The following is a 13,673-nucleotide window of genomic DNA, read 5'->3' as shown; positions in this document are numbered from 1 at the left end:
ATTATTCTGGAGAATTTTTATGGTCATTAATGTTTGTCAGTTAACACTTACTAATAGAACACTTACCCATCATATTGAGACCAAACGCCTGTTTTTGCGAGCTTTGTCACTTGTGTTATTAGGCTGTTGGCTGGCCTACGTCCCTATTGCACAGGCCGAAACTTTCCTGACGCTGGAGCAAGCTATTGCTACGGGCTTATCACAAAGCCCTGTGCTCGGCGCCAGCCGCTATGAAATATCTGCAGCGAGCGAGGCCAGCAGGAGCGCAACGGGTCGCCTTTGGCCACAATTAGACGCCTATGCCGGTTACCAGCGACTAAGTGATCCGGCAGCAGTGGTCCCCTTTAAGAATCCGGTTTTTAGCCGAGATCAGTACAGGACGGGCATCAATCTTAAAGTTCCCATCTACCATGGAGGCCGTCTCAGGGGCCTGACCACTATTGCTGACCTAGAGAAAGCCATTGCCAAGACCAATTTCGATTTTAAAGCACAAGACTTGGTGTCCAATGTCACAAATGTTTTCAACTTGATACTTTACTTAAAAGCTCTCCGCCACGCACAGGAAGAAACCCTGGCTGCCCTTCGCAAAACCCGAGATGATACTGCCTTAAAGCTCAAGGTAGGCAGGATAGCCCCAGTGGACCTCATGCAGATAGACACGCAAGTGGCCGCCCAAGAACAGGCATTGATAAAGACCCGGGAAGCGGAGCGTCGAGCCAGGCAATCTCTGGCCATGCTCCTTGGCTGGGAGCCCAGCCGAGAACCTGACGCACAGGGGACTTTGGCCCCTGCACAAATAGACCTTCTGGGCGAAGACGTGGCCCAGCTGATAGAGGATCGGCCGGATGTTCGCAGGGCCAGGAATGAGGTTCGCAAGGCAGAAGCCGCAGTTAAGATCGCCCGGGGAGCGCACCTGCCTTCTTTGGACCTTGTTGGAGATTATGGCCGGAGAGCCGGAAGTGATCTAGAGGGAAACGAAGAGGTGTGGTCTGCCGGGGTGTCATTGACGATTAACCTTTTTAGTGGCGGAACGATATCTAGCCAGGTTCGTGAAGCCAAACAGCGGCTTATGGCTGCCCGAGAAAATTTGCGTGCAACTCGTCTCAGGGCCCAGGCTGAGGTCCTCCAGGCTGTTTCCTCCATCAAAGAAGCTGAACACCGGCTTATCCTTGCCCGGACAGCCAAAAAAACCGCAGCGGAGAGCTATCGTATAGAGGAACTCCGCTACAAAACCGGAGCCGGCACAGTCACCGACGTTCTTCTTGCCCAGGCAGCATGGCTCAAGGCCCAGACCAATGAGCTAGCTGCCATCTATGACCATCAGGCAGCTGCAGTGGCATATAGCCTAGCTACTGGAAAAATCAATGCGTCTTACTCTCGTTGGCGAAAGAATCTACACAAAAAAGTTTTGGAGAGATAGTTATGATTAAAAAAACCCTGGCCATACTCGTGGCCCTGACCTTGATTGCGGGAGCCATTTTGCTTGTCAAACATCGCAAGGCTCAGCTGTCCCAACTCCCCTTGCCACAGCAACCCCTGCTGGCAGTAGAGGTAGCACCGGTTTATCAGGGTAGCCTAGCTGTCAAGGAACGCTACCTTGGAACTATCGAATCCAAACTCTCTGCAAACATCACCCCACGGGTCACTGGTCACCTGGTGGATGTCCGCGCTCGGGAAGGAGACAAGGTCCAAAAAGGAGATCTCCTAGCTCTATTGGACGACCGTCCCCAAAGAAACAGGATTGTCGGACTTAAAGCAGAACTAGAGGCTGCCAGGACCGCTCTAGTCACCCAGACGAGCGTCTATGCCAGAGATAAACAACTTTTTGAGGCCAAGGCTCTAAGCCAGGAAGCCCTTGACCGGTCAAGAGATGCAAAAATCGCTGCCAGGGCCAGGGTCATCAACCTTGAAAGGGCACTGGACACCGCCAGAATAGAACTATCATATACCCGTCTCACCGCACCATTTGACGGCGTGATAACTGCCCGGTTCCAAGAGCCTGGAGACCTTGCACTTCCTGGCAAGCCCATCCTCTCAATGGAGGCCCCGGAAGCCGGATATACTGTTGAGGTTAAGGTCTCCCAGGATGTTTTCCCAAAGCTCCGTGTAGGTGGAGAGGCTATCATCTTAGGCCCACCAGAAAACACGCCTATAAAAGCGACTATCAGTCGCCTGCACCCTGCCATTCGATCCGAGGGGGGTAAATCCGCTATTTTACCCACAGTAGAGATCGACCTTAAAAAGCGCCCTTTTTCCCTATCCACAGGCTCAACAGTAGAGGTTGAACTCGTTACCAGCGAAGTGCAGGGCTGGATCGTCCCGACCCGGACTCTGCTTGAAACGACCGAGGCCTCGTATCTCTTTTTGGTAAGCGGAGAAAATACTATTCGCGTGCTTCCAGTTACCGTGCTTGCTAGAGGTCCAGAGAAGGCCTGTGTAGCTGGGGACATACCAGCGGACGCTCGCGTGGTGGTGGCGGCCGGAGAAAGCAGTTTACTACGGCTTCACCCAGGCCAAAAAGTGCACCCAGTAGCGAGGTAAGGTAAGCAATGAAACACAAAAATTTTGCGGAGTTTGTCCTTTCACGATCCCACCTTGTTGCGTCCCTTGTCCTAATTACAGCGGTCCTGGGGTTGATAGGCTTTAAATACATGCCCCTTAACCTCTTTCCTGACGCCAATTACCCGTCAGTGGTGGTGCTTATCTCACAGCCCGGTGCAGCGGCAGGGGATATGGAGGACAAAGTCACGCGCCCTTTAGAGAAGGTACTCGGCTCTATCAGTCTCGTCCGTAAAGTCCGTTCGGTGAGCCAGGATGAGATGGTCGCGGTTGCTGTGGAATTTGAGTACGAAAAAGGCCTGGACGCTGCAGCAACAGATGTAGCCAATGCAATAAAACGCATCGAGGCCAGTCTTCCTCCGGACATCTTGCCCCCCCAAATCTTTAGGGTGAGTGACGCCACAGTGCCGGTCTTTACCCTGGCCCTGAGGCCCAAGCCAGGCACGCACCTAGACCTGTCAAAGGTCCGCCAGCTTGCAGACAATGAACTGCGTGAGGACTTTCTTCGAATCCCGGAAGTGGGAGATGTCGAGGTCTTTGGAGGTTACGTTCCAGAACTTTTAGTGGAGATCGATGCTCGCCGCCTCCATGCCCATGGTCTTTCCCTGGAACAGGTCATAATGGCTATTCGGTCACAAAATATTAACCTCCCTGACGGGTTAATCCTCCAGGATCACCAGCAGTTCCGACTGAAGACCTCAGGGGAAAAGCTGACCAAGGCCGAAATTGAAGAGATCGTGATCGCAAGCAGTGCCCAAGGCGAGATCTCCCTCAAGGACGTAGCCCGGGTCCGCTCCCATTACCGGGAACGACAATCCCTCTTTCGCGGAAATGGCCATCCTGCCATTGGCGTAAACCTATTGAGATCGGAAGCCGGTCACGTCACCACCACTATTGCTGCTGTGGAAAAGGCCCTGCCAGAAATCGAGGCCAAGTACCCAGAAATTGCATTTGAGATCGCCGACACCCAGAAGGAACTCATAGGGACCAGTATCGACAATATGGTCGATGCCCTGCGCGACTCCGTGATCATGACCGTAGGGGTAATTTTCCTGGTGCTGGCCAGTCTACGACTCTCGCTTCTATCGGCCATATCTATTCCGCTCGCCTGCTGCATGGCCTTTGCCGGGATGTATCTTTTGGGTTACGAGTTGAACATCGTCACCCTTACCGCAATCATTCTCTCGGTTGGTCTCCTGGTGGACGACAGCATCGTGGTCATCGAAAACATCGAACGACACGCAACTACCCTGGGCAAACCCATCCGCAAGGCCGTAGTGGATGGCCTGAACGAGATCGTCCTTGCGGACTGGGCAGGTACCTTCACCACAGTGATCGTCCTCGTGCCCATTATGTTCATCGGAGGCTACGTAGAGAAGATACTTCGGCCGCTCACTACTGTCTTGTCTCTTACCCTCGCGGCCTCCTTTCTCGTATCAGTGACCATTATCCCGCTCCTGGCCCCATATGTAGTTGGCCACTCTTCAAAACGAAATCCTCTCGAACGCCTGGCAACCTTGGTGGACCGCTATACTATTGAGCCCATGAAAGACTTTTTTGCCAAACTCGTCCATGTGGGGCTAAGGCACCGCGTCGTCTTTCTCCTTGGCGGTGTGATCCTTTTGATCCTCAGCATCAGGCAACTCCCCCTGGCAGGCCGGGACCTCATGCCGCCCATGGATACCGGAATCATCAAGATTAACTTTGAAGCCGAGTCCGACGCTTCGCTCTCAGCTACAGAGTCCATAGCAAAACGGTTGGAAGCCATCTTGATGGAGATGCCAGAGGTCCGGCTCATCTCGGTTGCCGTGGGCTCAGAACCCGGCGTCGTCAGCTTTGGTACCGGCCGCATCCCGCAACAGGGCCAGATTACTGCCCATTTCGTGGACCGGTTTCACCGTAAGGAAACGATTTGGGGCTTGGAAGAGAAAATACGTCTAAAGGCAGCGACCATTCCAGGACTCAAGTCCATTGACGTCTACGACTTCGGCGCGACTCCTCTGTCGTCAATAGCAGCTCCGGTGGATGTTATGCTGTCAGGGCCAGACCCGAAAATCCTAGACAGCCTTGCAGATGAGGTGGTCCGTCGTCTGCGAAAAGTCCGGGGTCTGACCACGGTTACCCGCTCCTGGACAGGTGACAGGACAGAAATCGTCCTCAAGGTTGATGAAGCCAGGGCCATCCGCTACGGCCTGGACCCTGTGGAGATCAGCCGCCAAATAGCAACGGCTGTGAACGGCGGCCCAGCCTCGATTCTACGCGTTCCTGGCGAAGACGGCTATCAGATCCGGGTTCGCTACACCCTCCATAGACGGGACAGCCTGATGGACATAAAATCTATACAAATAACAACCAAGACCGGGCCCATCCCCCTTTCCCAAATCGCCACGCTTGCCCGTACCAAAACAAGAACAAAGTTTACACGCCAGGACCTTGAACCCACAGTGGACATCTACGGTTATCGGAGCGTAGCAGCAATCAGTCACATCCAGGCCCAAGTCTCCAAGGCCCTGCAAGGGCTGCCACTCCCTCCTGGCTACCGTCTAAGTCAAGAAGGCGAGATAAAAAAGATGGGAGAATCGGGTCAGCGCCTTGCCAAGGCCTTAAGCGTAGCAGTCATCCTCCTCTTTTTCTCCCTGGCCACGGCCTTCCGCTCGTGGACCAATCCAATCGTAATCATGGGCGCTATCCCCTTGGCTTTGATCGGGGCCGCGTGGGGCCTCCTCTTGACCGGCCGCCACATGTGCATGCCTGCCTCCATGGGTATGATTTTGCTTGCTGGAATCGTGGTGAACAATTCCATACTCTTGATCGACTTCATCGAAAAGGCCAGGGGAAAAGGCATGGCTCTACTTGAGGCCATCGAGCAATCCGTTCGCATGCGTACCCGTCCCATCCTCATGACTGTTGCTTGCACCGTGGTCGGTATGTTGCCTGTGGCGTTAGAACAGGCCCTTGGACTTGAACGCCTTTCCCCGCTGGCCGTGGTGGCCATTGGCGGACTCGTAAGCTCCACCATCCTCACTCTGGTCTATATTCCGATTCTCTATAGCCTCTTGGATGGATTGAGGGAGAAGGTGCTACGAAAATTTCATCTTATAAGAGGTACTCACAGCTCTCATGGCAATGACTAAACTTTAACATCAAGCGTTACCTAATAAAAAATAATGCGGTGTTACTACTATGCATATTTACGAAATCAATAATTTAAAGCATGATCATTACTTCCACCTGGATAGTGCAAGAGAAAATGAACGTAATACGCATAAGGTAATTATTCTTACGGTTATAATGATGGTGGCAGAGATTATAACAGGAAACATTTTTGGATCCATGGCCCTTCTTGCAGATGGCTGGCATATGGGAACTCATGCTGCCGCCTTAGGTATTAGTGCATTTGCCTATGCTTATGCGCGCCAACACGCAAATAATCGGATTTTTACCTTTGGCACTGGAAAAGTTGGAGTCCTAGGTGGCTTTGCCAGTGCTATAGTTCTTGCTCTGGTTGCTCTGATAATGCTTTGGGAGTCTGCTAAACGTTTGATAGCTCCCGTAAGCATTCATTTCGACGAGGCTATTACTGTGGCGTTCGTTGGTTTATTAGTCAATCTGGTTAGCGCCTATTTACTAACAAATCACCATCATAGCCATTCAGGAACGAGCGAACATAGCCATCACCATCATGACCAGAACCTGCGGGCAGCATACCTGCATGTGCTTGCGGATGCCCTAACCTCATTGCTGGCAATCCTTGCTTTGGGAACTGGAAAAATCTTTGGATGGATTTGGATGGACCCTGCTATGGGTATTGTTGGTGCCTTGATTATTACACGCTGGTCCTACGGATTATTACGTGACACAAGCAAAGTATTACTTGATGGAGAAGCTTCTCCAGACATCACAGTAGCAATTCGGAACACCATTGAATCCGATGCAGACAATCGTGTGTCTGATCTACATGTGTGGCGAGTAGGACCGAATCATTTGGCGGCAATAATTACAGTTTTAACCCACAATCCAAGGTCTCCTGAATATTACAAATCTCTTCTTTCTAAGTACCGGGAGCTTTGTCATGTGACTATTGAAGTGTATGGGTTCCCTGGTCCAAGTTGCCTAAGTTCTTCAAAGGATAAAAAAAACGGCTGCGCATAGTGTCTTTTCACGCGCTATGCGCAGCCACATTAGCCAGCATATGATTTAATAAGATTGCCATACCTTTCTCTTCTTCCTATTTTTCTACAATTGTTCACTGCAAAAATTCTTCCCCGAAACATTACCCACCTGGTTCCAATCATTACTTTCCAATACATAATTTCTGAAAATCCTCCATTGACCACACATGTATAAACTAAAATTTTTTTTACCGTAAGAGAAAATAAAATCCTCTATATCCTTCACATAAGCTTAATTCGGTGTTATCTTTATATATAGAATTCAGTCTTAACCGACAAAAACTGAAGTATAATTGATTACCTTTTCTGAATCCAAAAATAAACATTTTGTCCAGTTGACAAGGATATCAAGGGATTGCGCAACACCTTATCTTAATAGGACGACCTTGCAATAACGTTTCATTCAACAAAACAGACACAAAATCCCGCGAATAGACAGACCTAGCATAAACGAAAAAAGGCCCTTTCCCGAAAAAACTAACTACCTAACCTTTACCGCCTGATGCTCGGCACTTAATAACTAGCAAACTTTTCGAAAATGACCAGAAATCACCCCCTACTCTCTTAACTGTAGTCTAATTTGAATTCGAAAAAATACTTTAATGACAGCCGAAATCTAATTCCAAACCCAGCTTAGGATTTTATACCCTCTGAATTCTCACTGCTAGTCAGGCCATATAACTGAAGATAAACCCGAATAACCAAGGGGGAACTACCATGAATAAAGGCCGATACGGAAGAAATGACAAGTTAATCAAAGAACACCGGCATGATGTTTACGAAGAAAAGCGTGGGTCAGAACCTAGTCTATGCACTGAATGTGGTGCCCTCTTCGTAAATGGACGCTGGACATGGAAAAAAACAGGAGAATACACAAACAAAATGACTTGTCCTGCCTGTCGACGGTGTGCTGACAACTATCCTGCCGGCTACATCCAAATAAAAGGAGAATTTTTTGAAGAGCACAGAGACGAAATATTAAACCTTCTTCGCAACGTAGAGGAACTGGAGAAAGGCGAACATCCCCTGGAAAGAATTATGTTAATTACAAACGAAGATGACCATACATTGGTAACGACAACCGGAGTTCATATTGCCCGACGAATCGGTGAAGCTTTGTCTAGATCTTACAAAGGTGATTTTTCGTTTCGATATGGAGAAGGTGAAAAAAGCATAAGGGTCTATTGGCAGCGGTAAGATTCGGATGACCTCTGAGAATATATTGCTAAATCGAGAAAAGGTACTGGCCGCGCATCATCAAGGCCCAAAATAATGTTCGGTCATCAGGATAATCTTCCCAAACAACACTAAAAAAAAGGAGAGTCGTGTAGCGACGGTTAGGCAAAGACTATCATTATCATCCTTAAATTATTCAAACGCGCTATATCGCGTATTTTTAAGAAGGGGATCAGACTATGCAATCACCCTTACAGATCAGTTTTCGTAATTTGGACAGGTCCATGGCAGTCGAAGCAAATGTCCGGGAGAAGGTCGAAAAGTTAGACAAACTTTTTAAGGAAATCATAACTTGTCGGGTCAGTGTCGAAGCCTTGCATAAACACCACAACAAAGGCAATCTCTACCATGTACGGATTTACATCACCGTTCCGGATGGAGAACTGGTCGTCAGCCGGCGACCAGACCTCCATCATGCCCACGAGGATATCTATGTGGCAGTCCGAGATGCTTTCAACGCGGCACGCCGCCAGCTAAGAGATTATTTCAGGCGTCGCAAGGGACATCTTAAAACGCACGAAATGCCTCCTCAAGGAAAAATCTCGCAATTATTTTTGGAGAAAGGTTACGGATGGATTACGACACCTGGCGGCAGACAGATCTTTTTCCACGAGAACAGCGTCTTGAACCACAGCTTCAATGAGTTGGAAATCGGTACAAATGTCCAGTTTCATGAGGAAAAGGGCGATCATGGTCCCCAAGCCAGTACAGTAAGAGTTATGGGCAAATACCAAATCTAGGTCGAAATAGAGAAAGTGAGGAGATGTTCCCATGTTCCATACAATAGCAAAGAAAATAAAACTGCCTAGGCCTCTCTATAATGGCAGGGTCTCTGTTGAACATACTTTACAGCAGAGACGTTCTGTAAGGAACTTCAAAAATGGATCATTGACCCTCGCTGAAGTATCGCAACTGCTGTGGGCTGCACAGGGAATAACAGACCCAGGCGGGTTTAGGACAGCACCTTCTGCAGGAGCCATTTATCCCCTTGAGGTATACATAGCAGTTGGGAGTGTCGAAAATCTGAGCGCTGGCGTTTACAAATATATACCCCTCGAACATCAACTCGTGAAAACTGTGGAAGGCGATATACGTCGTGAGCTCTCAACTGCCGCGCTCAATCAGAGTTGGGTGAAAAATAATGCAGCAGTGTTAGTTTTTTCCGCTGTAGAATATCGAACGACCCAAAAGTACGGACGCAGGGGAATTTGCTACGTGCATATTGAAGTAGGTCACGCTGCACAAAATGTGCTTCTGCAAGCGGAAGCATTAAACCTTGGTGTTGCTGTGGTAGGAGCCTTTAATGATGAAAGCGTGGAAGGCATAATGAAAATGTCAAGGGATGAGCACCCCTTATACCTTATGCCCATCGGCAGAAAATAGCTGGCATTTATCATTCTCTAGGACCCACGCATTATCTGTGGAAGTGGGTGCTGCACCCGGTAGTTGTTCTAGCTCAAAAATTTTTTCCATTTCTCCTCACTCTGAGGGTGCGAAACACCGATGATTCTATTAACAGTAGCGAACGAGATTCTTCGCTTTGCTCAGAATGACGTAATCAAAACAACTAGCGGATGCAGCCTCTAATCAGCAAAATCGGCCCCATGGATTCTGCCAAAAAATCGTCAATGACACATGCAAAAGAGTCTAAAAACTCCCATAAAGGAACTGATCTTTATCCAAGCGGCTGAAATAGAGCTAGAGGGGCTACTCGAAGTTCCTCTAAACCCTAAAGGCCTGGTGCTCTTTGCCCATGGAAGCGGCAGCAGCAGACATAGCAGAAGAAACAACTATGTAGCCAGTATACTCAGAAAGGCCAAAACTGCAACATTGCTTTTTGACCTGCTAACGGATAGGGAGGAAGCGGACAGAACGAGTGTGTTTGATATCGAACTTCTATCTAAAAGACTTATCACTGCTACCGACTCGCTAAAAAGAGACAATCGAGTCTGTAAGCTTCCTTTTGGTTACTTTGGTGCAAGCACTGGAGCAGCCGCTGCACTGAAGGCCTCTACAAAAAACGAATACATTAAAGCTATTGTTTCCAGAGGAGGCAGGCCGGACCTGGCCGAAGAGAGCCTTTCTTTGGTTAATGCCCCTACTTTACTAATTGTAGGAGGTAACGATTTTGGCGTGATTGAGCTTAATGAAAGAGCGTATAATCAACTCGCTTGCGAAAAAGAACTAACGATCGTTCACGGCGCCACCCATCTCTTTGAAGAACCGGGGAAACTGGAAGAAGTAGCTAAACTAGCAAGAGATTGGTTCGTCAAACATCTAAAAGGATATCAAAAATGTTTTACGATAGAAGACAAGCTGGCAAGCGTCTGGCAGAAAAGCTCCTGCGCTATAAAGACGAACAGCCGGTTATTCTAGCTCTCCCAAGAGGCGGAGTACCTGTAGCCTTCGAAGTAGCAATGAAACTACGTGCTCCTCTGGATATCGTAATCGTAAGAAAGCTTGGTGCACCGGGACAGAAAGAGCTGGCCATCGGGGCGTTGGTTGAAGCCAAAAAACCACTGGTCTTCCTCAACAACTATATTATGAACGCCCTCCAGGTGAGTGAGTCCTATCTGGAAGAAGAAATTGCCAATGAAACTGAAGAGATGAAAAGACGCCAAAAAATGTATCGAGGAGAGGAACAACGGACTCAGCTGAAAGACAAGACAATAATTGTCGTTGATGACGGTATTGCAACCGGTGCTTCTATGAGAGCAGCGTTGATGGGGTTAAGGGCTGATGAGCCTAAAAAAATTATCCTTGCTGTCCCTGTGGCGCCACCGGACATAATAGAAGAATTGGAACAACTTGTTGATGAGGTTGTCTGCTTGGAAACACCGGCAGTATTCTTTGCCGTGGGGGAACACTATACTGATTTCTCTCAGACAACGGACGATGAAGTGATTGCTCTTCTTGATGAGGCAAAGGAACAACTTCAAAAATGAGCCCCCTGTAATAAAATCTTAAATTGTAACCGGGAACGAAAACCTTATGAGTCTAATTCTCATTGTTTCTATAATAATTCGCCTGAGCGCAATGTTCTTGTCTTTTGTTATACTGCGCCGCACTAAAGATTGGCGCATCGGATTTATGACCTTAATGTTGGGGTTAATGGCCATGCGTCAAACTTTAACATTGATGAAAGGAGAGGATTCGTGGCGTACACTTGTCACAGGTGACATAGAAGAGCTTCCAGGACTAATTGTTAGCGTAATGGCGCTTTTAGCTATCTTCTTTTTAAAACGTATTTTTATCGAACAGAAGCAGGCAAAAGAGGCTTTGCAGGAAAAAGAGTCCATGGTCCAATCTCTTATTGCCCACGCCCCATATAGTGTCTGGATATGTAATGGTGAGGGGACGATCATTTATATTAACAAGGCAGCAATGGTCCTGTTTGGGGTAAATGACCCTACAAAAATCGTTGGTAAATACAACATCTATCGCGAAAGCACTAAAAACGAAAAACAACTTTTGACTTATTTTGAACGTGCACGGGCCGGCGAGGTTGTCCGCTTCCGCCAGGACCTGGACATCCCAACAACTAAACGCAACTCATCGCGTCAGCAAACCTTTCATTTTTATACGACACTATTCGCTATTCCGAGCAGTGATCCACAGCGCTCCAACATCGTCGTAATCCAGGAAGATTTCACCGAAAAGGTGCGGGCAGATGGGCACATTCAACATCTTCAACGTGTTTTAAAGGCGATCAGGGACATCAATCAATTGATTGTACGTGAGAAGAATCGGCAAAAGCTACTGCAAAGGGCATGTGATATCCTAAATCAGACACGTAACTATAAGCTAGTATGGATCGGGTTAGTTGAAGCAGAAAGTAAAGAAGTTTTGCCCGTGGCCCAGGCTGGCTTTGAGGGGGGCTATCTGCAGTCGGTAAAGATAACCTGGGATGACTCAGAAACGGGCGAAGGGCCAACAGGTACAGCCATCAAGACCAAGGAGCCTGTTATCATGCGGGACATCCCCAATGATCCCCGGTATAAACCATGGCGGGAGGAAGCAATTAAACGCGGCTACGCCTCGTCTGCGGCTATACCTCTGATTTATGAAGAAAGGGTCTATGGTGCTATTAATGTCTATGAAGCCCGTCCCGATGCCTTTGATGAGGAGGAGATGGATCTACTTGTTGAGGTGGCCCTGGATATCGCCTTTGCCCTGCATAATATTGAAATGGAAGAAAAACGAAAACATGCGGAAGAAGTGCTGCGCGAGGCACATGAGGAACTGGAGGCCAAAGTGGCGGAACGAACCAAGGAATTAGCCCTGGCCAATGCTAAACTCAAAGAAATAGACCGCCTCAAGTCTGAATTTCTTGCCACTATGAGCCATGAACTTAGAACCCCTCTAAACTCCATTATTGGTTTTGTAGGCATAATCTTGCAGGGCATAACCGGAAAAATCAACGAAGAGCAAAGGAAACAACTCTCCATGGTCTATTCTTCCGCAAAACATCTTTTGAGCCTGATAAATGATATCCTGGACCTCTCCAGAATTGAATCTGGCAAAATGGAAATCGCGGTAGAACAGGTTAAGATAGAGGATATTATCTCTCAGGTCGCTCAAACATTGTCCCCTATAATTTCCGAAAAAGGCTTACAACTTAACACAAAAATACCGGACGAAATACCGGAAATCTACAGCGACAAAAAGAAAATTTTTCAGGTTCTTCTGAATTTGGTCAACAACGCAATAAAATTTACAGAACAAGGAGAGATAAGAATTGAGTGTGAAGCTGATGAAGCAAATATGAAAGTAAACGTTTCAGACACAGGTATTGGAATCAAAAAAGAGAATATGAACCATCTTTTCGAGTCCTTTCGTCAAATCGACGGTACTGCGCAGCGTAGGTATCAAGGTGCTGGTCTGGGACTTTATCTTTGCAAAAAGTTAGTAACGTTAATGGGCGGAAGGATTTGGGCAGAAAGTGAATATGGAAAAGGTTCCAAATTCACCTTTACTCTGCCTCTCAGGCTCGAAAAAGGTGAGTAGTTATGAAAAAGAAAAAAAGGATATTGATAGTAGAGGATAACGAACAGAATCTGTACTTGGCAACTTTTCTTTTGGAACAAAGTGGTTATGAGGTCATCGCCGCTCAAAACGGATTGGAGGCAATAGATAAAACCTTAACGGAAAAACCGGATTTGATACTCATGGACATCCAACTCCCCGAGATAAATGGTTATGAGGCCACAAAACGGATAAAGAGCATGAGCGAAATCCATCATATTCCCATCGTCGCGCTTACTTCTTATGCCATGGTAGGAGATAGAGAAAAAGCGCTTGCTATTGGCTGCGTGGGCTATATTGAAAAACCATTTGACCCAGAGACATTCGTGTCTGAAATTGAAAAATACCTTTGATACACATGGCTATATACCCAGACCTCCTTTTTCAGAAACAGCGTTACCAGATATTCATTTGAAGCTCCGAAAATTCTTAACACTCTCTTCTTCACCGTCCTCTCTGCAAAAACGACTCTAACCAGAGGAAACATGCACAGAAGCACTTATGATGTTAGGAACGTTATTGGATGGAAGTTTGGGCGAAAAGTGAACATGGAAAAGCTTCCAAAATTACCTTTACCTTGCCTCTCAGACTCGAAAACAGAGAATAATTACTGAAAGAATTGGTTGACAATCGTGTCTGAAATTGAAAAATTGTTATTTGATGAAATGCCTCCCCCAAAGG

Annotated in this window: 11 protein-coding genes; all 11 read left to right on the top strand. The window is 47.5% G+C overall.

Annotation, left to right across the window (positions count from 1 at the left end; all coding sequences use genetic code 11):
- Positions 1 to 19 precede the first annotated feature (19 nt).
- A complete protein-coding gene (locus AC3WVG_RS03540; RefSeq protein ID WP_488796802.1) occupies positions 20 to 1,420 on the top strand; it encodes a TolC family protein in 1,401 nt (466 codons plus the stop codon).
- A 2-nt stretch (positions 1,421 to 1,422) separates the two neighbouring features.
- A complete protein-coding gene (locus AC3WVG_RS03535; RefSeq protein ID WP_488796801.1) occupies positions 1,423 to 2,541 on the top strand; it encodes an efflux RND transporter periplasmic adaptor subunit in 1,119 nt (372 codons plus the stop codon).
- 8 nt (positions 2,542 to 2,549) lie between these two features.
- Entirely contained in the window at positions 2,550 to 5,693 is a 3,144-nt protein-coding gene (locus tag AC3WVG_RS03530; protein ID WP_488796800.1) for an efflux RND transporter permease subunit, read from the top strand.
- Between the two features lie 49 nt (positions 5,694 to 5,742).
- Positions 5,743 to 6,711, top strand: a complete 969-nt coding sequence (dmeF, locus tag AC3WVG_RS03525; RefSeq protein ID WP_488796799.1) for a CDF family Co(II)/Ni(II) efflux transporter DmeF — start codon at positions 5,743 to 5,745, stop codon at positions 6,709 to 6,711.
- Positions 6,712 to 7,448: 737 nt separating this feature from the next.
- Complete coding sequence (locus AC3WVG_RS03520) at positions 7,449 to 7,928, top strand: BCAM0308 family protein (protein ID WP_488796798.1); 480 nt, start codon at positions 7,449 to 7,451, stop codon at positions 7,926 to 7,928.
- A 218-nt stretch (positions 7,929 to 8,146) separates the two neighbouring features.
- A complete protein-coding gene (locus AC3WVG_RS03515) occupies positions 8,147 to 8,707 on the top strand; it encodes an HPF/RaiA family ribosome-associated protein (protein ID WP_488796797.1) in 561 nt (186 codons plus the stop codon).
- 31 nt (positions 8,708 to 8,738) lie between these two features.
- On the top strand, positions 8,739 to 9,350 hold the full coding sequence (locus tag AC3WVG_RS03510; RefSeq protein WP_488796796.1) for a SagB/ThcOx family dehydrogenase: 612 nt from the start codon (positions 8,739 to 8,741) through the stop codon (positions 9,348 to 9,350).
- A gap of 252 nt (positions 9,351 to 9,602) precedes the next feature.
- Complete coding sequence (locus AC3WVG_RS03505) at positions 9,603 to 10,343, top strand: dienelactone hydrolase family protein (RefSeq protein ID WP_488796795.1); 741 nt, start codon at positions 9,603 to 9,605, stop codon at positions 10,341 to 10,343.
- Positions 10,262 to 10,912 (top strand): phosphoribosyltransferase, encoded by a 651-nt coding sequence (locus AC3WVG_RS03500; protein ID WP_488796794.1) that lies wholly within the window; start codon positions 10,262 to 10,264, stop codon positions 10,910 to 10,912. The genes AC3WVG_RS03505 and AC3WVG_RS03500 overlap by 82 nt, the downstream gene beginning before the upstream one ends.
- 46 nt (positions 10,913 to 10,958) lie before the next feature.
- Complete coding sequence (locus AC3WVG_RS03495; protein ID WP_488796793.1) at positions 10,959 to 12,974, top strand: sensor histidine kinase; 2,016 nt, start codon at positions 10,959 to 10,961, stop codon at positions 12,972 to 12,974.
- A gap of 2 nt (positions 12,975 to 12,976) precedes the next feature.
- Positions 12,977 to 13,345, top strand: coding sequence for a response regulator (locus AC3WVG_RS03490; RefSeq protein ID WP_488796792.1), 369 nt, complete (start codon positions 12,977 to 12,979; stop codon positions 13,343 to 13,345).
- Positions 13,346 to 13,673 lie beyond the last annotated feature (328 nt).

Source organism: Desulfovulcanus sp., from assembly GCF_982781345.1.
The sequence above is the reverse complement of the archived record's forward strand: the minus strand, read 5'-3'. Positions and strand labels throughout refer to the sequence as shown.

Excerpts from the sequence above, each read along its gene's own strand:
- AC3WVG_RS03505 (WP_488796795.1), top strand. The coding sequence starts at position 9,603 with ATGCAAAAGAGTCTAAAAACTCCCATAAAGGAACTGATCTTTATCCAA.
- AC3WVG_RS03510 (WP_488796796.1), top strand. The coding sequence starts at position 8,739 with ATGTTCCATACAATAGCAAAGAAAATAAAACTGCCTAGGCCTCTCTAT.
- AC3WVG_RS03490 (WP_488796792.1), top strand. The coding sequence starts at position 12,977 with ATGAAAAAGAAAAAAAGGATATTGATAGTAGAGGATAACGAACAGAAT.
- AC3WVG_RS03530 (WP_488796800.1), top strand. The coding sequence starts at position 2,550 with ATGAAACACAAAAATTTTGCGGAGTTTGTCCTTTCACGATCCCACCTT.
- AC3WVG_RS03540 (WP_488796802.1), top strand. The coding sequence starts at position 20 with ATGGTCATTAATGTTTGTCAGTTAACACTTACTAATAGAACACTTACC.
- AC3WVG_RS03515 (WP_488796797.1), top strand. The coding sequence starts at position 8,147 with ATGCAATCACCCTTACAGATCAGTTTTCGTAATTTGGACAGGTCCATG.
- AC3WVG_RS03495 (WP_488796793.1), top strand. The coding sequence starts at position 10,959 with ATGAGTCTAATTCTCATTGTTTCTATAATAATTCGCCTGAGCGCAATG.
- AC3WVG_RS03535 (WP_488796801.1), top strand. The coding sequence starts at position 1,423 with ATGATTAAAAAAACCCTGGCCATACTCGTGGCCCTGACCTTGATTGCG.
- AC3WVG_RS03500 (WP_488796794.1), top strand. The coding sequence starts at position 10,262 with ATGTTTTACGATAGAAGACAAGCTGGCAAGCGTCTGGCAGAAAAGCTC.
- AC3WVG_RS03520 (WP_488796798.1), top strand. The coding sequence starts at position 7,449 with ATGAATAAAGGCCGATACGGAAGAAATGACAAGTTAATCAAAGAACAC.
- dmeF (WP_488796799.1), top strand. The coding sequence starts at position 5,743 with ATGCATATTTACGAAATCAATAATTTAAAGCATGATCATTACTTCCAC.